This is a genomic window from Curtobacterium sp. 18060, from assembly GCF_902706105.1.
Classification (GTDB): Bacteria; Actinomycetota; Actinomycetes; order Actinomycetales; family Microbacteriaceae; genus Curtobacterium.
The window spans coordinates 1-21,953 of record NZ_CACSJV010000011.1 but is presented as its reverse complement, the minus strand read 5'-3'; the positions used below and the strand labels follow the sequence as shown (position 1 = coordinate 21,953).

General features: G+C 70.7%; 28 protein-coding genes and 3 pseudogenes. 14 read left to right on the top strand and 17 right to left on the bottom strand.

Annotated elements, in window-relative coordinates:
- Positions 1–117: 117 nt before the first annotated feature.
- Together GVL05_RS07810 and GVL05_RS07805 are read right to left on the bottom strand one after the other, a co-directional pair.
- Complete coding sequence (locus GVL05_RS07810) at positions 118–375, bottom strand: hypothetical protein (RefSeq protein WP_148061833.1); 258 nt, start codon at positions 373–375, stop codon at positions 118–120.
- Positions 372–893 carry a hypothetical protein gene (locus GVL05_RS07805; RefSeq protein ID WP_134194784.1) on the bottom strand — a complete coding sequence of 174 codons (522 nt, stop codon included), beginning with the start codon at positions 891–893 and terminating at the stop codon, positions 372–374. Before GVL05_RS07805 ends, GVL05_RS07810 begins: the two co-directional genes overlap by 4 nt.
- A 182-nt stretch (positions 894–1,075) precedes the next feature.
- Between GVL05_RS07805 and GVL05_RS07800 the strand changes: the two genes are divergently transcribed.
- Together GVL05_RS07800 and GVL05_RS07795 are read left to right on the top strand one after the other, a co-directional pair.
- Positions 1,076–1,651 carry a TetR family transcriptional regulator gene (locus GVL05_RS07800; protein ID WP_159572652.1) on the top strand — a complete coding sequence of 192 codons (576 nt, stop codon included), beginning with the start codon at positions 1,076–1,078 and terminating at the stop codon, positions 1,649–1,651.
- Positions 1,652–1,683: 32 nt separating this feature from the next.
- Positions 1,684–1,905, top strand: a complete 222-nt coding sequence (locus GVL05_RS07795; RefSeq protein WP_159572650.1) for a hypothetical protein — start codon at positions 1,684–1,686, stop codon at positions 1,903–1,905.
- 46 nt (positions 1,906–1,951) lie between these two features.
- Here GVL05_RS07795 and GVL05_RS07790 read toward each other — a convergent pair whose 3' ends face one another.
- Entirely contained in the window at positions 1,952–2,596 is a 645-nt protein-coding gene (locus GVL05_RS07790; RefSeq protein WP_159572648.1) for a GntR family transcriptional regulator, read from the bottom strand.
- 120 nt (positions 2,597–2,716) lie between these two features.
- Here GVL05_RS07790 and GVL05_RS07785 point away from each other — a divergent pair, with 120 nt between their 5' ends.
- The 4 genes from GVL05_RS07785 to GVL05_RS07770 all read left to right on the top strand — a co-directional run bounded on the left by GVL05_RS07785 (position 2,717) and on the right by GVL05_RS07770 (position 6,442).
- A complete protein-coding gene (locus GVL05_RS07785) occupies positions 2,717–3,424 on the top strand; it encodes a DUF969 domain-containing protein (protein WP_123291728.1) in 708 nt (235 codons plus the stop codon).
- A complete protein-coding gene (locus GVL05_RS07780; RefSeq protein WP_159572646.1) occupies positions 3,421–4,491 on the top strand; it encodes a DUF979 domain-containing protein in 1,071 nt (356 codons plus the stop codon). The genes GVL05_RS07785 and GVL05_RS07780 overlap by 4 nt, the downstream gene beginning before the upstream one ends.
- On the top strand, positions 4,478–5,533 hold the full coding sequence (locus GVL05_RS07775) for a DUF2891 family protein (protein WP_159572644.1): 1,056 nt from the start codon (positions 4,478–4,480) through the stop codon (positions 5,531–5,533). The genes GVL05_RS07780 and GVL05_RS07775 overlap by 14 nt, the downstream gene beginning before the upstream one ends.
- A gap of 150 nt (positions 5,534–5,683) precedes the next feature.
- The gene (locus GVL05_RS07770; RefSeq protein ID WP_131880326.1) at positions 5,684–6,442 is read left to right on the top strand and encodes a glycoside hydrolase family 16 protein; all 759 of its coding nucleotides are present in this window, start codon (positions 5,684–5,686) and stop codon (positions 6,440–6,442) included.
- 11 nt (positions 6,443–6,453) lie between these two features.
- Here the strand turns inward: GVL05_RS07770 and GVL05_RS07765 are convergent, their stop codons facing one another.
- The 4 genes from GVL05_RS07765 to GVL05_RS07750 form a co-directional block, all read right to left on the bottom strand.
- The gene (locus tag GVL05_RS07765; RefSeq protein ID WP_111086660.1) at positions 6,454–6,756 is read right to left on the bottom strand and encodes a putative quinol monooxygenase; all 303 of its coding nucleotides are present in this window, start codon (positions 6,754–6,756) and stop codon (positions 6,454–6,456) included.
- 80 nt (positions 6,757–6,836) lie between these two features.
- On the bottom strand, positions 6,837–7,721 hold the full coding sequence (locus GVL05_RS07760) for a biotin-dependent carboxyltransferase family protein (RefSeq protein ID WP_159572642.1): 885 nt from the start codon (positions 7,719–7,721) through the stop codon (positions 6,837–6,839).
- Positions 7,718–8,350, bottom strand: a complete 633-nt coding sequence (locus GVL05_RS07755; protein ID WP_159572640.1) for an allophanate hydrolase subunit 1 — start codon at positions 8,348–8,350, stop codon at positions 7,718–7,720. Before GVL05_RS07755 ends, GVL05_RS07760 begins: the two co-directional genes overlap by 4 nt.
- Positions 8,347–9,108 (bottom strand): LamB/YcsF family protein, encoded by a 762-nt coding sequence (locus GVL05_RS07750; protein ID WP_159572638.1) that lies wholly within the window; start codon positions 9,106–9,108, stop codon positions 8,347–8,349. Before GVL05_RS07750 ends, GVL05_RS07755 begins: the two co-directional genes overlap by 4 nt.
- 172 nt (positions 9,109–9,280) lie before the next feature.
- On the opposite strand from GVL05_RS07750, the gene GVL05_RS07745 reads away from it, so the two are divergent.
- The gene (locus GVL05_RS07745; protein WP_123673659.1) at positions 9,281–9,463 is read left to right on the top strand and encodes a hypothetical protein; all 183 of its coding nucleotides are present in this window, start codon (positions 9,281–9,283) and stop codon (positions 9,461–9,463) included.
- A 91-nt stretch (positions 9,464–9,554) separates the two neighbouring features.
- Here the strand turns inward: GVL05_RS07745 and GVL05_RS07740 are convergent, their stop codons facing one another.
- Positions 9,555–10,139 (bottom strand): TetR/AcrR family transcriptional regulator, encoded by a 585-nt coding sequence (locus GVL05_RS07740; protein WP_123291735.1) that lies wholly within the window; start codon positions 10,137–10,139, stop codon positions 9,555–9,557.
- A gap of 132 nt (positions 10,140–10,271) precedes the next feature.
- Here GVL05_RS07740 and GVL05_RS07735 point away from each other — a divergent pair, with 132 nt between their 5' ends.
- From GVL05_RS07735 to GVL05_RS07725, 3 genes are all read left to right on the top strand, one after another.
- On the top strand, positions 10,272–11,636 hold the full coding sequence (locus tag GVL05_RS07735; protein WP_123939344.1) for an MFS transporter: 1,365 nt from the start codon (positions 10,272–10,274) through the stop codon (positions 11,634–11,636).
- 99 nt (positions 11,637–11,735) lie between these two features.
- Entirely contained in the window at positions 11,736–12,569 is an 834-nt protein-coding gene (locus GVL05_RS07730; protein WP_159572636.1) for a sugar phosphate isomerase/epimerase, read from the top strand.
- Complete coding sequence (locus GVL05_RS07725) at positions 12,566–13,717, top strand: Gfo/Idh/MocA family protein (RefSeq protein ID WP_159572634.1); 1,152 nt, start codon at positions 12,566–12,568, stop codon at positions 13,715–13,717. Before GVL05_RS07730 ends, GVL05_RS07725 begins: the two co-directional genes overlap by 4 nt.
- 102 nt (positions 13,718–13,819) lie before the next feature.
- On the opposite strand, the pseudogene GVL05_RS19985 reads toward GVL05_RS07725, so the two are convergent.
- From GVL05_RS19985 to GVL05_RS20150, 5 genes and pseudogenes are all read right to left on the bottom strand, one after another.
- A pseudogene (locus GVL05_RS19985) lies at positions 13,820–13,942 on the bottom strand (DivIVA domain-containing protein); the annotation flags it as partial.
- Between the two features lie 36 nt (positions 13,943–13,978).
- A pseudogene (locus GVL05_RS19980) lies at positions 13,979–14,074 on the bottom strand (DivIVA domain-containing protein); the annotation flags it as partial.
- A gap of 71 nt (positions 14,075–14,145) precedes the next feature.
- Positions 14,146–14,490: a hypothetical protein gene (locus tag GVL05_RS07715; protein ID WP_159572632.1), complete on the bottom strand. Its 345-nt coding sequence runs from the start codon at positions 14,488–14,490 to the stop codon at positions 14,146–14,148.
- A gap of 146 nt (positions 14,491–14,636) precedes the next feature.
- The gene (locus GVL05_RS07710) at positions 14,637–15,410 is read right to left on the bottom strand and encodes an alpha/beta hydrolase (protein WP_235035901.1); all 774 of its coding nucleotides are present in this window, start codon (positions 15,408–15,410) and stop codon (positions 14,637–14,639) included.
- A 161-nt stretch (positions 15,411–15,571) separates the two neighbouring features.
- Positions 15,572–15,721 (bottom strand): annotated as a pseudogene (locus GVL05_RS20150) (alpha/beta hydrolase); the annotation flags it as partial.
- A 109-nt stretch (positions 15,722–15,830) separates the two neighbouring features.
- Between GVL05_RS20150 and GVL05_RS07700 the strand changes: the two are divergent.
- Complete coding sequence (locus tag GVL05_RS07700) at positions 15,831–16,439, top strand: LppP/LprE family lipoprotein (protein WP_159572630.1); 609 nt, start codon at positions 15,831–15,833, stop codon at positions 16,437–16,439.
- On the opposite strand, the gene GVL05_RS07695 is transcribed toward GVL05_RS07700, so the two are convergent.
- Together GVL05_RS07695 and GVL05_RS07690 are read right to left on the bottom strand one after the other, a co-directional pair.
- On the bottom strand, positions 16,430–17,095 hold the full coding sequence (locus tag GVL05_RS07695; protein WP_123291741.1) for a hypothetical protein: 666 nt from the start codon (positions 17,093–17,095) through the stop codon (positions 16,430–16,432). The genes GVL05_RS07700 and GVL05_RS07695 overlap by 10 nt on opposite strands.
- Positions 17,092–17,775, bottom strand: coding sequence for a hypothetical protein (locus GVL05_RS07690; RefSeq protein WP_159572628.1), 684 nt, complete (start codon positions 17,773–17,775; stop codon positions 17,092–17,094). Before GVL05_RS07690 ends, GVL05_RS07695 begins: the two co-directional genes overlap by 4 nt.
- Positions 17,776–17,832: 57 nt before the next feature.
- Here GVL05_RS07690 and GVL05_RS07685 point away from each other — a divergent pair, with 57 nt between their 5' ends.
- The 3 genes from GVL05_RS07685 to GVL05_RS07675 all read left to right on the top strand — a co-directional run bounded on the left by GVL05_RS07685 (position 17,833) and on the right by GVL05_RS07675 (position 19,797).
- The gene (locus GVL05_RS07685; protein ID WP_159572626.1) at positions 17,833–18,864 is read left to right on the top strand and encodes a YeiH family protein; all 1,032 of its coding nucleotides are present in this window, start codon (positions 17,833–17,835) and stop codon (positions 18,862–18,864) included.
- A 70-nt stretch (positions 18,865–18,934) separates the two neighbouring features.
- Positions 18,935–19,567: a hypothetical protein gene (locus GVL05_RS07680; RefSeq protein WP_159572624.1), complete on the top strand. Its 633-nt coding sequence runs from the start codon at positions 18,935–18,937 to the stop codon at positions 19,565–19,567.
- Positions 19,567–19,797 (top strand): helix-turn-helix transcriptional regulator, encoded by a 231-nt coding sequence (locus GVL05_RS07675; protein ID WP_123291745.1) that lies wholly within the window; start codon positions 19,567–19,569, stop codon positions 19,795–19,797. Before GVL05_RS07680 ends, GVL05_RS07675 begins: the two co-directional genes overlap by 1 nt.
- A 78-nt stretch (positions 19,798–19,875) precedes the next feature.
- Here GVL05_RS07675 and GVL05_RS07670 read toward each other — a convergent pair whose 3' ends face one another.
- Both GVL05_RS07670 and GVL05_RS07665 read right to left on the bottom strand, forming a co-directional pair.
- Complete coding sequence (locus GVL05_RS07670; protein WP_132099822.1) at positions 19,876–20,952, bottom strand: ABC transporter permease; 1,077 nt, start codon at positions 20,950–20,952, stop codon at positions 19,876–19,878.
- Positions 20,949–21,830, bottom strand: a complete 882-nt coding sequence (locus GVL05_RS07665; RefSeq protein WP_123939333.1) for an ABC transporter ATP-binding protein — start codon at positions 21,828–21,830, stop codon at positions 20,949–20,951. Before GVL05_RS07665 ends, GVL05_RS07670 begins: the two co-directional genes overlap by 4 nt.
- Between the last annotated feature and the right edge of the window lie 123 nt (positions 21,831–21,953).

Sequence of the window (21,953 nt, the reverse complement as noted above, 5' to 3'; positions counted from 1 at the left end):
CGACTCTCTCGCGCACGAATGCATCGCTGGTCGCGCGCCGGCAGCCATGGTGCGCGGAGCCAGCGGCACTGGGAGGGGCTCGGAGGCGCTGTCCCGACAGGCCTCCGAGCCGACTCCTTAGCGCTTCGTGACGGCTGCGATTGCTTCGCTCACGGTCGAGCCCGGGTGCGTTTCGCGCCATCTCTTCACCTGGCTGGGGTCAGGCGCTGACCCTCGCGGGATCGGCGTGTTTCCCACGATGCCCGGTGCGAAGGTGGCGTACGTGATCGTCGCGAGCGCGGCCATGCACGAGTAGAGCAGGTCGAGCGTGAGCCATGCGCAGGCGGTCAACGCGATTCCACCGAGGATGATCAGTGCTGGCGTCCAGCGACTCATCGGAAGCACCCTCGCTTCACGGCCGCGACCCCGAGGAGCTCTGCACCAAGTGCGGCCGCGGCCCCGCCGAGGGCTCGGATCTTCTCCCAGCTGAACGAAGCGCCCCACATGATTCGGACTGCCTTTGTGACACCGCCGAGTGAGTTGATCAAACGTTTGATCTTCAAGATCTTGGCGACTGGGAATGCCGTCGATGCAATCATGAGGGCGATCGCGCCCGTGCACTCGAGGATGCTCGCCCGAGCCGCTCGCTGCATCGTCGGGTTACCAGCTACCCATTCCTCGTACGCAGACTGGCCGTTCAGCAGTACAGCTTCCGGAATGCTCTCGATGAGCGCTAATCCCCGTTCGACATCGACGGCCTGAAGGTCGAGATCCTGGACGATCGAGGCGACCGATGACGATGGAGCTCCTGTCGCTGCCTGAGCTGGCGGGGCGGCCAGCATCGGTGCGCACAGTCCGGCTGCTAGTAGTCCAACGACTGCGAGCTTGCTCGCTGAGGCGGTAGTTGACGTCATGGGTCTTCCCTCCTGATCGGCGTCCCTCGCCGAATGAACACCAACCTGCCGGTAACCGGTGAAATGTGCAACGTCACCAGCGCGTCGTGTTCGCTGCTGTGCTTCAGGGCATCGCGCCTGACCGGCCCGGCATCGCGGCCGTCCGGCTTCGCGGTGCCGACTCGGTCGATACGGTTGTCTGCATGGCACGCTTCACGCCCCCAGCCGCCGACGCGATGCGCGCACGACTCCTGCTCGCAGCACGCGACGAGTTCGCCGCAGCTGGGCTCGTCGGCGCCAAGATCGAGCGGATCGCCGCGGCGTCGTCGAGCAACAAGGCGCAGATCTTCCACTACTTCGGCAGCAAGGAGGGGCTCTTCGACGCGCTCCTCGCCCAGACCGTCGCCGAGATGTTCGACGAGGTCCCCGTCGACACCGACGACCTCGCCGAGTGGGCTGCCCGCCTGCACGACTCGTACGTCCGGCGTCCTTGGGTCGAACGGCTCGCGACGTGGCACCGCCTCGAGCGGGGGAGTGACGGTGCGCTCGAAGCCGTCATCGCCAGCGATGCCGAGGCCGTCGCCGCGGTCGAGCACGCCCAGCGCGCCGGGGTTCTGCCGCGCAGCTACCGGCCGGCGGTGCTGCTGGGCCTGGTGATGCACCTCGCCGCGTTCTGGAGCTCGGCCTCTCCCGAGTACGGCTCCTTGGTCGCGGCGGTCGCACCTGCGCGGCGTCGGCAGATCGTCATCGACGCGGTGAGGGCGCTCGTCGGGGGCTGACGTGTCGCACGGCCGGGCGTAGGGTTCGGCCCATGAGCAGCGACAACCGGTTCCTCCGCGCGACCTTCGGGCGGCCGTTGGTCTGGGTCGGCGTGCTGTGGCTCGCGGTCGGGGTGCTCTGGAGCGTCCTGGCGATCATCGATCCGAGTGTCTTCCGCACGATCATGGCCGTCCTGTGGCTCGTGCTCGGCGGCAGCATGCTCGCCGTCGCACTCCGCGACAGGAAGCGCGGCCTCGGCCGGTACCAGCGCTAGTCGAGGCGATCCGAGCGCGCAGGCAGGACCCGCACCGGGCCTCCCGTCAGCCTGCCGCGTCCGCGGCCACCCGCAGCGTCCGCTCCGCATCGTCGAGGTAGTCCGCCAACAGCGCCGACGCTCGTGCCTGGTCGCCGGCGCGCAACGCCGCGACGATCGCGTCGTTCCGGTCCACGAACTCGGCGTGGAACGACCCCGGGTCGTCGGTCGTCAGGAAGGCCAGTCGCATCTCGGCGAGCAGCCCGTCCATCAGGCCGTGGATCCGCGCGCTCGGGACCGCCCGCACGAGCTCGGAGTGGAACCGGATGTCGGCGGTCCCGACCGCACTCCAGTCGCCCGCAGCGGCAGCGTCCCGTGCAGCCGTGACGGCCGCAGCTGCTGCATCGAGGGCCGGTGACGTCGGTGAGCACGCGCGGACCGCGGCTTCCTCGAGCACCCGTCGGGCGGCGTACAGGTCCGTGACGTCCTCGGCGGAGATGCGTCGCACGAAGACCCCACGGTTGAACACGTGCTCGACCAGCCGGTCCCGCGCGAGCAGCCGGAAGGCCTCGCGCAGGGTGTTCCGCGACACGCCGAGCTGGTCGCTCAACCGTTCTTCCGACAGCTGCGCCCCAGGGGAGAACTCGCCCGCCGCGATCATGGTGCGCAGCCGGTCGGCCGTCGAGTCGGCACCGCTGACGGTTCGGGTCATGTCCCGATCCTGACACGGCCTCGGGCATCGCAGGTGCGAACCCCGCGCCGTGTGACCGTCGTGTTACAGAGCAGAACGCCCCCTTGCGATTGTTGAACAATGCGGTCCAGACTGTCCCGCATGTTCGTCCTCATCGGCGTCGCCGTCGTCATCATCGGGTTCGCGTTGCGCATCAACGCGCTGCTCGTCGTGACCGTCGCGGGCATCGTCACCGCGGCCATCGGCGGGATCGGTCCCGTCGGCATCCTCACCGCCTTCGGTGACGGCTTCGCGTCGAGCCGGTCCGTCACGACCTTCGCGCTCGTCCTGCCCGTCATCGGCCTGATCGAGCGCTACGGGTTGCAGGACCAGGCCAAGCGCCTGATCGCGAAGCTCGACAAGCTCACGACGGGTCGTCTGCTTGCCGGGTACCTGGCCATCCGGCAGGTCACGGCCGCGGTCGGCCTCACCAGCATCGGTGGGCCGGCGCAAACCGTGCGGCCGCTCGTGCACCCGATGGCCGAGGGCGCGGCGATCAAGAAGTACGGCCGGATCGACGAACGGATGCGCGAGAAGATCAAGGGCTACTCGGCGTCGTCGGACACCGTCGGGGTCTTCTTCGGCGAGGACGTCTTCGTCGCCGTCGGCTCGATCCTGCTCATCACGACCTTCGTCGACGCCACCTACGGTCTGTCGCTCGAACCCATCGACCTGGCGCTGTGGGCGATCCCGACCGGCATCGCCGCGCTCCTGGTCCACGGCACGCGGCTGCTGCTGTTCGACCGCACGCTCGACAAGATGGCCGCCGACGCACGCGTCGACGCCCCGACGCAGGGAGCCGCAGCGTGATCACCAGCGAATGGCTCTACTGGCTCATCGGTGCGTTCTTCATCGCGGTCGCGGTCCTCATCGTCACGGACACCTCGCACGCGAAGCGACTCGGCAACGCGGCGTTCTGGGGGATCCTCGGGGTCTCGTTCTTCTACGGCACCTTCGTCGCCGCGAAGACCGCGCCGTCGTGGGTGCTCGGCATCGCCGTCCTCGTGATGGTCGCGCTCGCCGGACTCGGGTTCACCGGGACCACCAGTCGCACGCGCGTCGCCAGCATCCCGGGTGCCGGAACGGGGGCGGAGGCCGGCCCGGCCGAACCCACCGCTGCGGCCACGAAGCCGTCCGCCAGCACGAGCGTCCTCGCGACGACCAGCCCGGACGAGCGTGCGGCGTTCGCCACCCGGTTCGGCAACAAGCTCTTCATCCCGGCGCTCGTCGTGCCCGTGGTCGCCGTCCTCGTGGCGACGCTCGGTCCACTCGTCTCGATCGGCGGTACGCCCCTGCTCGCCGAGGGCAGCGCGACCCTGACCGGCCTGGGCATCGGCTCGGTGCTGGCCGTGGTCGTCGCGGTGTTCGTCCTGCGCCCGCCGGGGATCGCCACGCCCATCCGTGAGGGCGGCCGTCTGCTGCAGGCCATCGGGTGGGCGGCGCTGCTGCCGCAGATGCTCTCCACCCTCGGCATCGTGTTCACCCAGGCCGGGGTCGGCGACGCCGTCGGCACCATCATCAAGTCGATCCTGCCCGGCGGTTCCCTGATCGCCGCGGTGGTCGTCTACTGCCTCGGCATGGCGCTGTTCACGATCATCATGGGCAACGCGTTCGCCGCCTTCCCGATCATGACGGCCGCCATCGGCTGGCCCGTCCTGGTGCAGGGCTTCGACGGCAACCCGGCCGCGATCTTCGCCATCGGCATGCTCGCCGGGTTCTGCGGGACGCTCGTCACGCCGATGGCCGCGAACTTCAACCTGGTGCCGGCTGCCCTGCTCGAGATGCGGGACAAGTACGGTCCGATCAAGGCGCAGATCCCGACCGCCGCCATCCTGCTCGTCGTCAACATGGGAGTCATGTACCTTGTCGCTTTCTGATGCTGCCCCGCTCGACCTGACCCGGGCCGCGTGGGCCGACCGCTTCGCGGCCGTCGTCGCCGAGAACACCTCGCGCGAGTACCCGTACGCGGCGCACCACACGACGTCCGGCCCGGACGACCGGGCGCTGCCGGTCGAGCTGCACCCCGCCTTCGCCACGTCGTACGACTGGCACTCGTCCGTGCACATGCACTGGCTCGCAGCGCGTCTGGTCGCGCACGGTCTGCCGGCCGACCTGGAGGCCCGGCTCACCGCGATCCTGCAGGCCCACCTGAGTGCGGATCACCTGGCCACGGAAGCCGCCTACTTCCACACGACGCCGCACTACGAGCGCCCCTACGGGTGGGCCTGGCTCGCGAAGCTCGCCGCCGAGGTCTCCGCGTCCGAGGTGCCGGCCATCCGGCAGCTCGCCCCCGGGTTCGCGCCCGTCGTCGACGTGCTCGAGGACCTCGTCACCCGCTGGGTCGACGGCGCTGCCCACCCGGTGCGGCACGGGGTGCACTCGAACTCGGCGTTCGGGCTGCTGCTCGTGCTCGAGGCCGCACGGTCGCTCGGCCGCGACGAGCTCGCCACGACGGTGGAGCGGGCGGCGCGCGAGTGGTTCGGCGAGGACGCCGGGTGGCCGTTCGCCTGGGAGCGCAGCGGGCACGACTTCCTGTCCGCCGGGCTGGCCGAAGCCGACCTGATGCGGGCCGTGCTGACCCCGGCCGAGTTCGCGACGTGGTCGGACGGCTTCTTCGCCCAGGTGCGGTCGGGCGACGCGATCCTGCAGTCGACGGTGGTCCGCGACGAGAACGACCCGCAGCAGGTGCACCTGTTCGGGCTCGACCTGTCGCGAGCGGGATCGGCCCGGCGCATCGCGGACGCCCTGCGCGCCGGTGAGCTCGACGACGACGGGCTCGCGAGCCTGCTCGACGAGGCGGCGGACCGGCTGTTGGCCTCGGGTCTGGCCGCCAGCGTCGGCGAGGAGTACTACTCCACGCACTGGCTCGCGAGCTTCGCCTGGGACGCCATGGAAGCACGCGAGCACGCCGCGCGCTGACCCTCGAACGAGGGGCATGGTCGCCGGTCCGGCGTGCTGCTGTCAACCCCCTGCATCGGTTGCAGAATGCACCTACCCTCGGTGCGCAGCCGAGATCCGGCTGGGCGCCCGAGGGGAACGGGTGCCACCAGTCACACCAGGGAGTGACACATGCAGCACCGCAGGATCAGGCGGACAGCACTCATCGCCGCACTCATCGGAGCCGTCGTCGTGGCGGCACCGCTCGGAGCGGGAACCGTTGCCTACGCGGGGGTCACCGCCCCGGTCGGCAACGTCGGCAAGTTCAAGCAGACCTTCGTCGAGAACTTCAGCACGACGGCCTCGGCGAACGGCCAGTTCGCGAAGACCTACGCGAACTCGTGGCAGCCCTACCCGGACGGGACGGGCGGCACGTACTACTCGGGCTCGCAGGTCAGCGCCCGCAACGGCTACATGGACGTCACGCTCGACGGCAAGCACGGAGCCGCGGGGACCTTCGGGACCCCGAACGGCGCGTGGTCGCACGTGGGCGGCAAGTTCAGCGTCCGCGCGAAGGCCACCGGCGGCGACGGGAACGGTGCAGCGTTCATGCTGTGGCCGTCGTCGAACGTCTGGTCGGACGGCGAGATCGACTATCCGGAGGCGAACTTCGAGGGGTCGCCGATGCTCCACCACCACTCGATGGTCGCCGGGCAGGAAGCGAACTCGACGAGCATGAGCACCGGGGTGACCTGGCGGAGCTGGCACGTCTACTCGGTCGAGTGGATCCCCGGCAAGTCGGTGCAGTACCTGCTCGACGGCAAGGTCATCAAGACGGTCACGTCGAACGTGCCGAAGACCGCGCACCGGTACATGTTCCAGGTCGGCAACTGGGGTGCCGCCGGGCACCTCGACATCGACTGGGTCAGCACCTACGAGTACACGGGCTGACCCACAGCAGGTCAGCTGATCGCGATCGTCCGTGCGAACGTCCGCGCGACGGGCGGAGCGGCGACGATCGGTCCGATCGCTGCGGCACCGTCCGGGGTCGCCCGCCATGCCTCGTAGGCGTCGTGGGCGGCCCCGCTCGTCCAGGACTCGACGACGACCATGCGCGTCGGGTCGGCGTCGTCGACCAGCACCTCGAGGGACTCGCAGCCGTCGAAGGCCCGGGTCTGCGCGAGCGTCTCGCGGATCGCCGCCTCGACGGTGTCGGCGGGGACGTCGCTCCGGAACTGGACCTCGAGCAGGACGGTGATCGACATGTGGTGCACCTTTCGTCGGCAGTGTCCGACTCAACCCGCAGTGGCGCCGACCTGTTCCGGATCGGTCAGCGAGCCGGTCGTCAGTGGACGAACCGGAAGCGGATGGCGTCGCCCGGGCGGAGCTGCGCGGCACGGTCGACCGACTCCGGCGTGAGGACCGCCACGACGGGGTAGCCGCCGGTGACCGGGTGGTCGGCGAGGAACAGCACCGGGAAGCCCTCCGGCGGGACCTGCAGCGAACCGGTCTCCACCCCTTCGCTCGGCAGCTCGACCGTCACGGCGCGGACGAGTGGCTGCGGAGCCGTGGTGCGGACCCCCACGCGGTCGCTGTCCGACCCGACGGTGAAGTCCTGAGCGGTCAGGGTGTCGCGCCAGTCCGGCGTGAACCAGTCGTCGCGGGGGCCGGCGGTGATGTCGAGGACGACCGGGTCGTCCGGCCAGTGCTCGTCGGGTTGCGGCACGGCGTCGACGATCGGCCACGAGGCGCGCGCATCGCCGATCGGCAGGACGTCACCCGGCGACGACGGCGGAGGCCCGAGGCGTGCGAGCGAGTCCCACGAGCGACTGCCCAGTACGGGCTCGACCGCGAACCCGCCGAGGACCGCGATGTAGGAGCGCAGCCCGGCGGTGGCCGTACCGATCCGGAGCGTGTCACCCGGTGCGAGCATCAGGACCTCGTGCGAGGCCGCACCGCGGACCCGGCCGTCCGCTCGCTCGATCTCGACCGGGCAGGCGGCCCCGGCGGTGGCGACGGCCACGTACGCGTCGGTCCGCAGCGTGACGGAGCCGAGCAGGGCCTCCAGGACGGCCGCATCGGGACGGTTGCCGACCAGCCGGTTGGCCAGTGCTGCGGACCCGCGGTCGGCGGCGCCCGCCGCGCCGAGGCCCATGTCACTGAAGCCGGGGCGCCCCAGGTCCTGCGTTGCCGCGCCGTAGCCGACCTGCAGGACGGTCAGCGCGCTCATGCCGCACCCGCGTCGACGAACCGGACCCGGGTGCCGGCGGGTGCCAGCGCCGGCGGTTCCCGGTCGAGTGCCCACATCGGCACGTCGGTGCGGCCGATGAGCTGCCAGCCGCCGGGGGAGACGCGCGGGTAGACGGCGCTGAACTCGCCCGCCAGTGCGACGGCACCGCTCGGCACGGCGGTGCGCGACGTGCTCCGGCGTGGCAGGTCGAGTGACGGCTCGGTGCCGGTGAGGTAGCTGAAGCCCGGGGCGAAGCCGCAGAACGCGCTCGTCCAGAGCTGGCCGGTGTGCCACGCGATCACGCGGTCGCGGCGCATGCCCGTCAGGGCGACGACCTGGTCGAGGTCCTCGCCGTCGTAGACCACCGGGATGACGAGGGGGTCCGCGGCGCTCGCCGCGTCGGCGTCGGCGGACGGGACGACCCGTTCGATCGCACTGCGGAGTCTCGCGGCGTCGGTCGTCGCCGGGTCGTAGCGGAGCAGCAGTGTCCGCGCGCCGGACACGACCTCGGTGAGGCCGGGCAGCCGAGCCGCGGTCAGCCCGGCGCGGAAGGCGGCGACCTGCGGCAGGGAGTCGAAGGTGGCGAGCAAGGCGGTACGCCCAGCTGGTCGGAGGTCGAGGACGGTCACGGTGCGAACGGCGCGATCGCGACGCCGTGCTCGGTCAGCAGGGCTCGGATCGCGCGGGCCATCGCGACGGCGCCGGGGGAGTCGCCGTGGACGCAGACGGAGTCGGCGCTGACCCGCAGCTCGGAGCCGTCGACGGCGGTCGCGACCCCGTCGGTGACCATGCGGAGGACGCGGTCGGCGACCTCGTCCGGATCGTGGAGCACCGAACCCGGCGTGCTGCGGGACACCAGGGAGCCGTCGGGTTCGTAGGCGCGGTCGGCGAAGGACTCCGCGACCGCGCGCAGCCCGTGGCGTTCGGCAGCGAGCAGGAGTTCGGAACCCGGCAGCGCGAGCACCGCGAGCGAGCTGTCGACGTCGGCGATCGCCCGGACCACGGCCTCGGCCTGGACCGGGTCGGCGCACGCGGTGTTGTACAGGGCGCCGTGGGGCTTGACGTAGGTGACGGCGGTGCCGGCGACCCGCGCGGTGGCGGCCATCGCGCCGAGCTGGTGCACGACGTCGGCGTGGAGTTCGTCCGGGGTGACGTGCACCGGACGGCGGCCGAAGCCGGCGAGGTCGCGGTAGGCGACGTGCGCACCGATCGCGACCCCGCGCTCGGCGGCAGCGCGGGCGGTGGCGAGCATGATCGTCGGGTCGCCGGCGTGGAATCCGCAGGCGATGTTGGCGCTCGACACGACGTCGAGCATCGCGGCGTCGTCGCCCATCGTCCAGGCGCCGAACCCCTCGCCGAGGTCGCTGTTCAGGTCGATCGTCGTCACGGGGACTCCCTGTCGTCGCGGGTTGTTGAACAATCTACCGAGCGGCGACTCCGCTGTCGACCGATCGGGGCACGCGGCTGGTGGGTGGATTCCGAGCAGCGGCACGTAGCGTCCGAGGTCAGCACCTGCCGGGGGCGTCGCCCTCGGTTCGACCACTGCACTGGAGCAGACCATGACCGACAGCAGCAACACGCACGACGACGACGCCAAGGCCCCCGTGAACGACTCCGAGGGCATCGAGAAGCCGGGCGGGCTCGGCGACGACAACACCATCCCCAACGACCCGGACGGCCTCGCCGCTGGGCACGTCGGGGACGACTCGCACTTCAACCCGGAAGAGGACGGCGAGAAGTAGGGGTCGTTCGTCGACTCGGAACGACGTCCTCGTTGTCGTACGACGACGGGGACGTCGTTCCGAGTCGACCCGGTGTCGTTCCGAGTCCCCCCTACAACACCCGCTCCAGCAACCGCAGCGTCCCCGCGATGTCCACGTTCCGGTCCAGCAGCCACTGCACCTGCAGCCCGTCGAACGCCGCGATGATGAGCGACGCCACCTGCTCGAGGTCGGCGTCCGAGTGCCGCCCCGACGCCGCGAGCTCGTCGTGCAGCTGGGCGACCAGGTTCCCCCGTGCCTCGTCGAACCGGGCGGCGAAGAACTCCCGCGCCGTCTCGTTGCCGGACTCCACCGACGCCCCGAGCAGGGTCGTGTAGAGCGTCACGAGTGCCGGCTCGCTGACGTTCCGGTCAGCGACGAAGGCCAGCCGGGTGAAGACCCCGGCCGTGTCGCCGAGCGCCCGGTCCGAGGCAGCATCGCGTTCCCGCAGGACCTCGACCAGCAGCGCTTCGCGGGACGAGAAGTAGTGCTTCAGTGCCGCGTGCGAGACCCCGATCGCATCGCCGATGGCGCGCAGTGAGGTGCCGTCGATCCCGCGCGAGGCGACGACGTCGAGCGTCTGGTCGAGGATCTCCCGCCGACGCTGCACGCCCTTGGCGTAGGGGCCCCTGGTGCCGATTCCATCGTTGGAGGTCACGCGTGCCAATGTACCGGCGCAACAATCGGGACAAAAACTTCTGGTCGGAGGTTTCCGGTGCTACAGTCCCGATCACCTAGCAGCACTAGGTATTCGAGGGCCCCGAAGCCCCCTATGACTCGAGGAGGAGTCATGTCGACACCGACGTCGAAGGAAGAACCCACCCGCGGCATCGCCGGGACCGCATCGCCGGCGGTCACCGCAGCCGCCGGTGCCACCGCCTCGGACGCCGCGGCGCCCCGAGCGTTCTCGGTCGAGGGGATCACGCAGTCCGTCAGCACGATGCGTGTGGGCCGCGGCTACCTCTGGGGCCTCAGCTTCGCCCAGTTCGGCCTGTTCGTCGCCCTGCTCACGCCGGTCTTCGTGAGCATGTCGATCAAGGCGACCGAGCTCAACCCCACGAGCCCCGAGACCGTGGTCGGCTCCGTCCTGCCGTTCGGTGCCCTCGGTGCACTGTTCGCAAACCCGCTGTTCGGCGCGATCTCCGACCGCACCCGCAGCCGGTGGGGACGTCGACGCCCGTGGATGCTCGGCGGCGTCATCGTCTTCGTCGGTTCGCTCGCCTGGCTCGCGTTCTCGCCGAACGTCCTGCAGCTCACGCTGGCCTGGGTCCTCGCGCAGGTCACGGCGAACGCCGTCCTCGCCACGCTGACCGCGAGCTTCGCCGACAACGTGCCGGAGTTCCAGCGCGGCAAGGCCTCGAGCGTCATCGCCCTCGCGCAGAACATCGCGATCCTCGCCGGCCTGTACCTGGCCGTGTACCTGGTCGGCAACCTCCCGGTGCTCTTCATCGCCCCCGGTGTCCTGGCGATCATCGCGATCCTCGTCTACTGCTTCGTGGCACGCGACGACCTGCCGACGACGCCGGTCAAGCCGTTCAGCTGGATCAACCTGATCAGCTCGTTCTGGACGAACCCGTTCAAGCACCGCGACTTCGGACTCGCCTGGTGGGGTCGCTTCCTCATCACGTTCGGCACGTTCATGTTCACGACGTACCGCCTGCTCTACATGCAGGACCGCATCGGTCTGCCGCAGGCCGAGGCCGTCGGGGTCGTCGCGTTCGGCGTCCTGCTCTACACGGTCGCCCTGCTCGTCAGCGCCGCCGTCTCCGGTTGGGTGTCGGACCGCGTCCAGCGCCGCAAGGTCTTCGTCTGGGGCTCCACCGCACTGACCGCGGTCGGCCTCGTGATCCTGGCCCACGTCGACACCGTCGGCGGCTTCTACTTCGCCGAGATCGTCCTCGGCTTCGCCTTCGGCATCTACGCTGCCATCGACACCGCCCTGATCGTCGACGTGCTGCCCGACCCGGAACGCCCCGGCAAGGACCTCGGCGTCATCAACATCGCGAACGCGCTGCCGCAGTCGCTCGCTCCGGCCGTCGGCCTGTTCCTGCTCGGCATCGGCGGTGGTCAGAACTACACGCTCATGCTCTGGGGTGCCGGCGTCGCCGTCATCCTCGGCGCCCTCGTGATCCTGCCGATCAAGTCGGTCCGGTAGGCACCGCACCAATCCAGCCGCCGGGAGGCGCGACTCGCGTCCGCAACGCGAGTCGCGCCTCCAGGCAGTCACCTGCACCACCCCCGGAAAGGACCCGACATGGCTCCCGCCATCTCCCTGCAGCTCTACACGGTGAACGCCGCGCTGGAGCCCGACCTCGACGGCGGCGTCCGCCGCCTGGCCGAGATCGGCTTCGACACCGTCGAAGCGTTCGCGTTCGTGGACCGAGCAGCGCAGCTCAAGTCCGCGTTCGACGCCCACGGCATCACCGCGAAGACCGGCCACGCGTTCCTGGTCGAGGAGACCATCCCGCTGCCGGACGGCACCGTGATGACCGCCCCGTCGCACGCCGACACCTTCGCGGCGGCGAAGGAACTCGGCCTCGAGATCGTCATCGACCCGTTCGTCGGGCCCGACGCGTGGACGACCCGCGAGGGCGTCGAGCGCGTCGCCGCACGACTGAACGCCGCTGCCGTCGAGGCCGCCGAGCACGGTCTGCGCGTCGGCTACCACAACCACGACCACGAGCTCCGGCCGCGGATCGACGGCCAGCCCGCGCTGCAGGTGCTCGCGTCGCTGCTCGACCCGGCCGTGGTGCTCGAGCTCGACCTGTACTGGGCATCGGCCGCGGGCATCGACGTCGTCGCGTTCATCGAGGAGCTCGGCGACCGCATCGTCGCCGTGCACGTCAAGGACGGTCCGATGCGCGACGACATCTCCACCGCGACGATCCCCACCGACCAGACCCCGGCCGGCCAGGGCGAAGTCCGGCTCGCCGAGGCCCTCCGTGCGGCGACGGTGCTCGAGTACGCCGTGATCGAGTTCGACGGGTTCGACGGGGACGTCTTCGACGGTGTGCAGCAGTCGTACGAGTGGCTCGCGGCGCAGCTCGCGCCGGCCGGTTCGTCGTCCGCATCGGAGGTGTCCGCATGACCCGCACCGGACGCGTCGGCATCGGCTTCATCGGCGCCGGCATGATCAGCGAGCAGTACCTGGCGAACCTCACGACGTTCCCCGACGTCGAGGTCGTCCGGATCGGCGACATCGACACGGAGCGCGCCGCGGCGTCGGCTTCGAAGTGGGGTGTCGCGGCCTCGGGCGACGGCGCATCCGTGCTCACCGATCCCGACGTCGAGATCGTCATCAACCTGACGCTCCCCGCCACGCACGTCGCCGTCTCGATGGACGCACTGCGTGCCGGCAAGCACGTGTGGAGCGAGAAGCCGATCGGTGTGGACCGTGCCTCGGCCGCGTCGCTCGTCGAACTCGCCGACTCCCTCGGCCTGAAGCTCGGCATCGCGCCCGACACCGTGCTCGGCCCGGGGTGGCAGACCGCCAAGCGCGCGATCGAGGCCGGTGCGATCGGTACCCCGCTCACCGCGGTCACGAGCATGCAGTGGCAGGGGCCGGACGTGTTCCACCCGAACGCGTCGTTCCTCTACGCCAAGGGCGCAGGCCCGCTGTTCGACATCGGCCCGTACTACTTCACGGCGCTCGTGCACCTGCTCGGACCGATCGACTCCGTCGTCGCGACTGGGTCTCAGTCGCGGTCGACGCGGCAGCTGGTCGTCGGACCGAACGCGGGCGACTCGTTCCCCGTCGAGGTGCCGACCCACGTCTCCGTCCTGACCTCGTTCGAGCAGGGTGGCAACGCACAGTCGCTGCTGTCGTTCGACACCCCGCTGTTCCGGCACGGCGTGTTCGAGGTCAACGGGACCGAGGGCACGATCGTCCTGCCCGACCCGAACACGTTCGGTGGCGGGCACCCGATCCGGATCGCGCGACCGCTGACCGCGGACGCGACGTTCCCCTTCTCGCAGGAGTGGGACGTGCTGCTCGACGAGGAGCCCACCGTCGGCCGTGGGCTCGGCGTGCTCGACATGGCGCGGGCCATCCGTGGCGGCGGCTCGCACATCGCGACCGGCGAGGTCGGCTACCACGTGCTCGACACCATGGTCGCGGTCGAGGAGTCGATCGCCGCCCGCTCGTTCATCGAGGTCGAGTCGACCGTCGCGCCGATCGCGTCGCTGCCCGAGGACTTCGACCCGCTCGCGGCGACGCTGGAGGGCGCGCAGGTCTGAGGGCTGGATCGACTGCCGGGATCGACCCGGAACGACATCCCCGTTGTCGCACGACGACGGGGATGTCGTTCTGCGTCGGTGTCGGTCTCAGCGCACCGCGTGCTGGCGGAGCGCGATGACGACCTCGTCGAGGAAGTCGTCGACCTGGTCCTGGTCGTAGCCCTCGCGGAACTTCGTCGGTTGGAATCGCACGGCGGTCACGTCATCCGGCGTGAGCGGATCCACCGGCCGCCCCTGCTCGTACCCGGCGAGGGTGGTCTGGATCCGGTCGAGGAACGCATCGACCTCACCCTGGTCGTAGCCCTCCCGCCACTTGGTCGGTCGGAACCGCTTGTCGGACACGTCCTTCGCGAGCATGTGCTCCCCCTTCTGCATGCCCGTCATGCTCTCACGGACGTGCGCAGCGGCAGCGGCAGGGTAGGCGGGGGTCAGGGCTGCGGCAGTCGGCGGCCGAACACCGCGCTGAGGAAGCGCGCGAAGCGGGTCTCCGTCGGCTCCTCTGTCCGGACCGCGCCCGCCGGCGACCGGAACGCCAGGTCGTGCAGCATGTTCCGCTTCGAGCCGTCCCAGTTCGCGAACAGGTAGGTGCCGCCGATGAACGACATGCTCCGGACCGGTGTGCGCTTCCAGGAGTCGGCGGCCACGTAGTAGCCGGTGTGTCCGGAGCGGATGTGCTGGATCACGGTGTCGACGTCGATGACGCTGGTGGTCGTCACGACGGCGGTGATGCCCGTGCGGTCACGGGCGACGTACTCGATGAGGTGTTCGGTCACGGTAGGACTCTTCGTCGCAGAGGCGGGACGCCACGACGGTGAACGTGGCGAAGGGTGTTCGGAACCGCCGTTGCTTCCGACTGCAGAATACGTCCGGTTCGTCGTGGCGTCACCGGAATGTCCGACGGTCGCACACGCTCGAACGCTCAGACGGGCTGTCGGACCACCCACGAAGCGATCAGGTCGACGGCAGCCGCGAAGTCGATGCTGCCCGGTCGGTTGAGGAACGCGTGCCGGCTGTCGGGCAGGACGTGCCGTTCGAGATCGACCCCCGCGGCACCGAGTTGCCGTGCGAACCGGTCGCCGGATGCGCGCATCGTGTCCCGCTCGGCGTCGAGCACCAGGGTGCGCGGGAACGTGCTGAGGTCCTCCGGCGCCGGGAACGCTCCGGCGCCGAGCGGCCCGGCGTAGGTGCGGTTCGCGGCGTCGAGCAACAGTGGAGCGTGCGTGATCCGCCGGTGCCCGCGCACGAGACGCTGCACCGCTGGGTCGCGGGGTATCCGCGCGTGGAAGAAACCGTACGCGAGCACGGCGCCGGCCAGCGCGGGTCCGGCCGGGATCACGGTGGCGGCGAGGCACGCTCCAGCGCTCGCGCCACCGAGCACCAGGCCGGCCGGACACTCCTCTGCGAGTGAGCGGAGCACCGCCACGACCTCGTCGCGTGCATGCGGTGCACGTCGGCGTGCTCGGGGGCCCGTCCGCCCGATCCAGGGCATGCCGGGCAGCGGACCGAGGCGGTAGTCGACGGTGACCACCGGGATGCCGCGGGCGCTGAGTGCCCGGGCCACGGCGTCCGACTCGGGCAGGTCCAGGTCGCCCCGGAAGAACCCGCCCCCGTGCAGCCAGACCAGGGTCGGAGCGGCTGCCGGGGCCTTCGGTCGGTAGCGCCGGATCGGGACCGGTCCGTGCGGGCCGGACACTCCTCTGCGAGTGAGCGGAGCACCGCCACGACCTCGTCGCGTGCATGCGGTGCACGTCGGCGTGCTCGGGGGCCCGTCCGCCCGATCCAGGGCATGCCGGGCAGCGGACCGAGGCGGTAGTCGACGGTGACCACCGGGATGCCGCGGGCGCTGAGTGCCCGGGCCACGGCGTCCGACTCGGGCAGGTCCAGGTCGCCCCGGAAGAACCCGCCCCCGTGCAGCCAGACCAGGGTCGGAGCGGCTGCCGGGGCCTTCGGTCGGTAGCGCCGGATCGGGACCGGTCCGTGCGGGCCGGGGAGCACGTCGTCCATGACGTCGACCGTCCCCACCGATGCCCCGATGCCCTCTCCCCGCATGCCAGCAGACTACGGGCCGGTAACGATGCGAGCGCCGACACCGCCGCCGGTGCACCGTGGAGTGGTGCGTACCTCGAAGACTGCCCTGATCCTGACCGGCGCCGCCGTGGTCGCCCTGCTGACCGGCTGCTCCGGTGGCGGGGACGGTGGCGACGCGACCCCGACCGTCACCGAGACCGTGACCGCGGCGCCGACGGACACGGCAGCCACCCCGACGCCGACGAGCACGCCGAGCCAGACACCGACGCCCACCCCGACCTGTGGTCCCGAGACCGGCTCCGAGGCAGCAGCCGCCGGGATCGCTGCGCTGCCGTCGCCCGCCGGCCTCGAGGACACCAAGTGGGACGCCGCGAACGCCGACTACACCGGCTACGACGCCTGCGCCTCACTGTCCTGGTCCGTCGTCGCGCCCGAGTTCGGCACCGCTGGCTCGCCGTACGCGATCCTGCTCTTCCACCAGGGCCGGTACCTCGGCACCGCGACCTCCGAGCAGTACGCGTTCGAGCCGGCCATCGAGCGGTTGGCCGACGCCTCGATCAAGGTCACCTACACGTACGCGAAGGCGAACGAGGCGAACGCTGACGCCTCCGGTCGCACCACCGCGACGTACATCTGGAACGACGGCACCGAGCGCGTCGACATGACCGGCGAGGTCCCGACCGCTCAGGGCTGATCGGCGGCAGCACCCCGACCGCCGAGCTCGCGCTGCAGTGCGCGGAGGACCCGAACGATCGTCGCGAGTTTGTCCGGGCCGCCCTCGAACCCGCGTCCGAGCGCTGGTCGTGGCTCCACCACGACGTCCTCGCCGACCGTCGTGCTGATCCAGACGCCGAAGTCGACCCGTTGTCCGCGTGCGTCCTTCGTGGCCACGGAGAACTTCCGGATGTGGGTCCAGGGCAGGTCGAACACCGGCTCCGCCCGCGACGGCGCCCACGCGTGCAGACCGGACGCGTCGACGGTCCAGATCTCGGGTCGGGGGCCCGGCAGGTCGTCGGTCGCCCGAAACCCCGACGCGGAGACCGGCAGGTGGAACCGGGGCGTGTGGCGTTCCCGGATCCGTGCCAGGGTGCGGCGATCGGTCCGACCGGCGCTCCAGGTCACCACCGCCAGCAGCAGGCCGAACCCGGCGACGAACAGCGGCCACAGGACGAAGTTGGCCTGTGTGCGGGCGCTGTCGAGACCGCGCAGGAAATCCGGCGACGCGAACTCGGCGACGAGCACGCCGAGCCCCGCGGCCGTCGTCACCGCGGCCACGAGCAGGACCGGCCCCCGCTTCGGCATCTCGCCGTCACGCAGCCGCTGCACCCACTGCTCGTCGGGTGTCGTCATCGATCGGCCGCGGCTCGACCGGAGCGCCCGGTGTCGTGGCGCGGATCGAACTCGCGCCGCAGCGACCGGAGCACCTGCATCAGGATGTGGATCTTCGTCACGCTCGCGCCGAACGGCCGCCCGATGACTGCGCGCGGCAGCAGCACGAACCGACCCACCGCCTCGGTGACGATCCAGATCCCGGTGTCGGTGCGTTGTCCGCGGACGTCCGTCGAGGCCAGCTCGATCGTCCTGACGTCGTCCCACACCAGGTCGAACACGGGATCGTCGCGCTCGGGTGACCACGCGTGGAGACCCGCCGCGTCGACCGTCCACAGCTCCGGCCTCGGGTCCGGGAAGTCGTCGGCGGCGTACGGGCCCGAGCGGAGGACGGGCAGGTGGAAGCGCGTCGAGGTCCCGTTCCGGCGGATCCGGTCCAGCACCACGCGGTCGCGCCGCCCGCGCAGCCAGGACAGCACCGCGGCCACGGGCCCGAACCCGAGCAGCAGCACCGAGAACAACGGCACGGCGAAGGGGCGTCGGGCGTCCGAGTGCAGGATGCCGTCGAGGTGGGTCGCCGAGAAGTACACCCCGATCCCGCCGGCCACCGTGACGATCGTGAGGCCGACCAGGAACGGCCACCGCTTCGGCATCTCGCCGTCGCGCAGCCGCTGCACCCACCGCTCGCCCGAGTACTCCACCGCACCATCCTGCCCGGCTGGACCGCACGACGGCCGCGAGCACGAGATGCTGTTCCCATGCAGTTCGCCCGCACCGCCGCACCCGGTGTCGCCGTCGCCGTCGCGATCGGCCTCGTCGCGACCCTGATCGGATCGGTCGTCCCGGTCGTGGGCGGACCCGTCCCCGCCGTCCTGATCGGCGCGGTGCTCGGTTGGCTCGTCCGTCGCCGCACCGGAGGCAGCCTCGCCGTGCTCGCTCCCGGCGTGAAGTTCTCGTCGAGCCGTGTGCTGCAGTTCGCGGTGGTCCTGCTCGGCGCGCAGCTGTCGATCGGCGAGGTCCTGCGCATCGGCGGCGAGACCCTGCCGGTCATGCTGACGACCCTCGTGGTGTGCCTCGGTGCCGCCTGGGGGATCGGCCGTCTGCTGCGGGTGTCGAGCGCCCTCCGCACCCTGATCGGCGTGGGGACCGGGATCTGCGGTGCGTCCGCGATCGCGGCCGTCACGCCCGTCATCGGTGCGGTCAGCGCGGACGTCGCCTACGCGATGTCGACGATCTTCCTCTGCAACATCGCCGCGGTGTTCGCCTTCCCCCTGCTCGGCCACGCCCTCGGCCTCAGCCAGCACGCCTTCGGCGTGTTCGCGGGCACTGCGGTGAACGACACGTCGTCCGTCGTCGCCACCGCGACGGTCTACGGTCGCCAGGCGACCGACACGGCGGTCGTCGTGAAGCTGGTGCGGACCCTGATGATCATCCCGATCGTCATCGGGCTGGCCGGACTGGAGGCCCGACGCGCCTCCCGCGAGCAGCTCGCGCCCGACACGGGGTCGCGCAGCGGGTTCCGCGTGTTCCGGTTGGTCCCGTGGTTCCTGATCGGGTTCCTCGTGGTGGTGCTGCTCCGGACCGTCGGGGTGCTGCCGGCTGACGCTGCCCCGGAGTTCTCGACCGCGGCCTCGTTCCTCATCACGGTGGCCCTGGCGGCGATCGGGTGCTCGACGGACTTCGCGGCGCTGCGACGTGCCGGCTTCCGTCCGATGCTGCTCGGCATCGCGCTCTGGGTGCTCGTGGCGGGCACGAGCCTCGGCGCGCAGGCGGTCTTCGGCCTGCTGTAGGTCGGAGCGGGACGGGTCTTGCACCGGTCTGACCCATCGTTTATCGTTGTATCGAAATTCGATGGTATCGATGATCGACAGGGAAGACGCCATGACCGCACCCGTGTACGAACCGCCCCGCGGGCGGAACTCCTACCTCGCCTACGTCGCTTGCTGCGTGATCGGCATCGCGCTCGTCGTCTGGCGGTACGTCGACCTGCTCGTCCGCTCGCTCAGCTCCGGGACGGTGTCGGTGCCCGTCCGGATGACCGCGACGAGCGAGGTCCCGCAGCCGCCCGGTGGTGCGACCGTCACCGCCGAACACCTCGTGCTCCGGGCCCCGATCGCGGACGTGCCGGCCGGGGCGATCGGGTACATCCGGGTCGGTGACGCGCTCGAGGTCCTGTTCGTCAGTGCGCTCATCGCCCTGGTGGCGGCGGTGGCGTGGAAGATCTCACGCGGCGGGCTGTTCGATCGGTCGACGACCCGCATCCTCGACTGGCTCGCGGCTGCGGTGCTGGTGGCCGGGTTCGTGCCCCAGTTCGTCCGCCGGATGGGGTGGAACTGGGTGGTGTCGGGGCTCGGCTGGGACGGGCGCCTCCCGACGCCCGACGTCGACCACCAGTTCGTGCCGGTGTACCTCGGTCTGCTCGTCGTCATCTGCTTCCGGTTCGCCCTGACCGCCTCGCAGCGGATGGTGCGCGACCAGTCCGGGCTGGTCTGATGCCCCCGGAACAGGAGGACGGTCACGCGGTCGTCTGCCACCTCGACGAGCTGCTCGCCGCTCGGGGCATGACGCTGACCGAGCTCGCCGACCGGGTCGGGGTGACCGTGGTGAACCTGTCGGTGCTGAAGAACAACCGGGCACGCGCGATCCGGTTCTCCACGCTCACCCGGCTCTGCCAGGAGCTCGGGTGCCAGCCGGGCGACGTTTTCTCGGTGCGCGCGGACTGACGACGGGAGGCCCGGATCACGTGAGCCGATCTGCTCACGTGATCCGGGCCTCCCGTCCGATCTGCCGGGCCGGCGGCGTCAGCCGCGCAGCGCCTCCGTCAGCTTCACGCGACTGCCCGTCCGCAGCAGCGCGTTCTCGTAGACGCGGGCGCCCACCAGGACGACCACGACCACCGCGGCGACCACGATCAGGAGCGACAGGATCGGCTCCCACCATTCGGCCGTGCCGAGGAAGATCCGCATCGGCATGCCGATCGGTGCACTGAACGGCACGTACGACATGATGCCGAGCACGGTCGGGTTGTTGTACGCGACGATGATCAGGATGTACGGGATCATCACGAGCATCATCACCGGCGTGGTGACGCTGCCGACGTCCTCCTGACGCGACACGAGCACGGCCGCCGCGGCGAACAGCGACGCGATGAGCACGAAGCCGACGGCGAAGAACCCGACGAACCACAGGATGCTCGGGCCGAGCATCGAGAACATGTTGTCCTGCCCGGTCACCGCCAGGGTGACGACCGCGGCGATCGCCACGGCGACGATCTGCGCGAAGGCCATCACGCTGTTGCCGAGGACCTTGCCGGCGAGCAGCGCCCTGGCCGAGATCGCGGACATCAGGATCTCCACGACCCTGGTCGACTTCTCCTCGACCACGCTCTGCGCGATCGACTGGCCGAAGGTCACGGCCGAGGCGAAGTACACGACGCCGAACGCGATGGCGATGAGGTAGACGAGTCCGCCGGGCAGCGCGTCCGGGTCGAGCAGTTCGATCCGCGGTGTGACGCTCAGCGCGGAGACGACGTCGGTCGGGGCCTCGTCGAGGCCGACGACCTTGTAGCCGAGCGGGTCGTCGGACGGCACGATCGCCGCGTCGACGTCGCCGTTCTGCACGAGCCGTTCCGCGTCGGCGACGGAACCGGACTTCGTGACGTCGAGCCCGCTCGTGGTGGGCAGCGAGACGCTGTCGACCACGGCGACCGGCGTGGTGTCGTCGGCGGTGGCCTTGCCGACGATGCCGCCGACCACGATGGACGCGACGACCATACCGATCAGGATGAGGGCGGAGACCACGAAGGCCTTGCTGCGGATGCGTGCCTGGATCTCGCGTGCGGAGACGAGCCGCACGGCCTGCACGAAGGAGTCGTTCATCGGATGACCTCCCGGAAGACCTCGCTGAGCCGCGGGACCCGCGGGGCGAACGACCCGACGGTGCCCTGCTGGACGGCCCGCTGCAGGACGTGTTGGGCGGTGGACGGGTCGGCCTCGAAGACGGCGTAGCCGCCGTCGAACTCGCGGACCGTCACACCGGGCTCGTCGCGGAGCCAGGCGACGTCGCCGTCGACCAGCAGCTCCCAGGCGGCGGGCCCGGCCTGCTTGCGGAGTTCGTCCTGCGGGCCGGCAGCACGGATGGTGCCGCCCGCGATCACGACGACGTCGTCGCAGAGCCGTTCGACGACGTCGAGCTGGTGGCTCGAGAACAGCACCGGGACCCCGCGCGCCGCGGTCTCGCGCAGGACGCCCAGCACCGTGTCGACGGCCATCGGGTCGAGGCCCGAGAACGGCTCGTCGAGCACCAGCACCTCGGGGTCGTGAGCCAGGGCCGCGGCGATCTGCACCCGCTGCTGGTTGCCGAGCGACAGCTTCTCGACGGGGTCGTCGGCGTGGCCGGTCAGCTCGAGTCGTTCGAGCAACTCGGTGGTCCGCGTGGTCGCCGCGCGCTTGTCGACGCCGTGCAACCGGGCCATGTAGGTGATCTGCTCGGCCACCGGCATCTTCGGGTACAGCCCGCGTTCCTCGGGCATGTAGCCGAAGCGGCGGCGGTCGGCGGGCCGGACCGCGGTGCCGTCGATCGAGACGGATCCCGCGTCGGCCTGCAGCACGCCGAGCATGATCCGCATGGTGGTCGTCTTGCCGGCGCCGTTGCCGCCGACGAACCCGGTGAGGCGGCCGTTGCCGACCGTGAACCCCACGTCGTCGAGCACCCGGCGGTCGCCGAAGTGCTTGGTCACCCCTTCGATGGTGAGCATGTCGTACCCCTCTCGCGACGGCCTGCGCCGCCTGCGTCGACGCTATTGGCCGGGAGGCACGGGGCGCCTCCGCCATCCGGCGGGACTTGGGCGGGTGGTCGGCTCCACCGCGCGGGGGAGCCG

What these genes read in the sequence shown, in the direction of transcription:
- GVL05_RS07810 (WP_148061833.1), bottom strand. Translation starts at nt 375, where the DNA reads ATGAGTCGCTGGACGCCAGCACTGATCATCCTCGGTGGAATCGCGTTG.
- GVL05_RS07805 (WP_134194784.1), bottom strand. Translation starts at nt 893, where the DNA reads ATGACGTCAACTACCGCCTCAGCGAGCAAGCTCGCAGTCGTTGGACTA.
- GVL05_RS07800 (WP_159572652.1), top strand. Translation starts at nt 1,076, where the DNA reads ATGGCACGCTTCACGCCCCCAGCCGCCGACGCGATGCGCGCACGACTC.
- GVL05_RS07795 (WP_159572650.1), top strand. Translation starts at nt 1,684, where the DNA reads ATGAGCAGCGACAACCGGTTCCTCCGCGCGACCTTCGGGCGGCCGTTG.
- GVL05_RS07790 (WP_159572648.1), bottom strand. Translation starts at nt 2,596, where the DNA reads ATGACCCGAACCGTCAGCGGTGCCGACTCGACGGCCGACCGGCTGCGC.
- GVL05_RS07785 (WP_123291728.1), top strand. Translation starts at nt 2,717, where the DNA reads ATGTTCGTCCTCATCGGCGTCGCCGTCGTCATCATCGGGTTCGCGTTG.
- GVL05_RS07770 (WP_131880326.1), top strand. Translation starts at nt 5,684, where the DNA reads ATGCAGCACCGCAGGATCAGGCGGACAGCACTCATCGCCGCACTCATC.
- GVL05_RS07765 (WP_111086660.1), bottom strand. Translation starts at nt 6,756, where the DNA reads ATGTCGATCACCGTCCTGCTCGAGGTCCAGTTCCGGAGCGACGTCCCC.
- GVL05_RS07760 (WP_159572642.1), bottom strand. Translation starts at nt 7,721, where the DNA reads ATGAGCGCGCTGACCGTCCTGCAGGTCGGCTACGGCGCGGCAACGCAG.
- GVL05_RS07745 (WP_123673659.1), top strand. Translation starts at nt 9,281, where the DNA reads ATGACCGACAGCAGCAACACGCACGACGACGACGCCAAGGCCCCCGTG.
- GVL05_RS07735 (WP_123939344.1), top strand. Translation starts at nt 10,272, where the DNA reads ATGTCGACACCGACGTCGAAGGAAGAACCCACCCGCGGCATCGCCGGG.
- GVL05_RS07730 (WP_159572636.1), top strand. Translation starts at nt 11,736, where the DNA reads ATGGCTCCCGCCATCTCCCTGCAGCTCTACACGGTGAACGCCGCGCTG.
- GVL05_RS07725 (WP_159572634.1), top strand. Translation starts at nt 12,566, where the DNA reads ATGACCCGCACCGGACGCGTCGGCATCGGCTTCATCGGCGCCGGCATG.
- GVL05_RS07695 (WP_123291741.1), bottom strand. Translation starts at nt 17,095, where the DNA reads ATGACGACACCCGACGAGCAGTGGGTGCAGCGGCTGCGTGACGGCGAG.
- GVL05_RS07685 (WP_159572626.1), top strand. Translation starts at nt 17,833, where the DNA reads ATGCAGTTCGCCCGCACCGCCGCACCCGGTGTCGCCGTCGCCGTCGCG.
- GVL05_RS07680 (WP_159572624.1), top strand. Translation starts at nt 18,935, where the DNA reads ATGATCGACAGGGAAGACGCCATGACCGCACCCGTGTACGAACCGCCC.
- GVL05_RS07675 (WP_123291745.1), top strand. Translation starts at nt 19,567, where the DNA reads ATGCCCCCGGAACAGGAGGACGGTCACGCGGTCGTCTGCCACCTCGAC.
- GVL05_RS07670 (WP_132099822.1), bottom strand. Translation starts at nt 20,952, where the DNA reads ATGAACGACTCCTTCGTGCAGGCCGTGCGGCTCGTCTCCGCACGCGAG.
- GVL05_RS07665 (WP_123939333.1), bottom strand. Translation starts at nt 21,830, where the DNA reads ATGCTCACCATCGAAGGGGTGACCAAGCACTTCGGCGACCGCCGGGTG.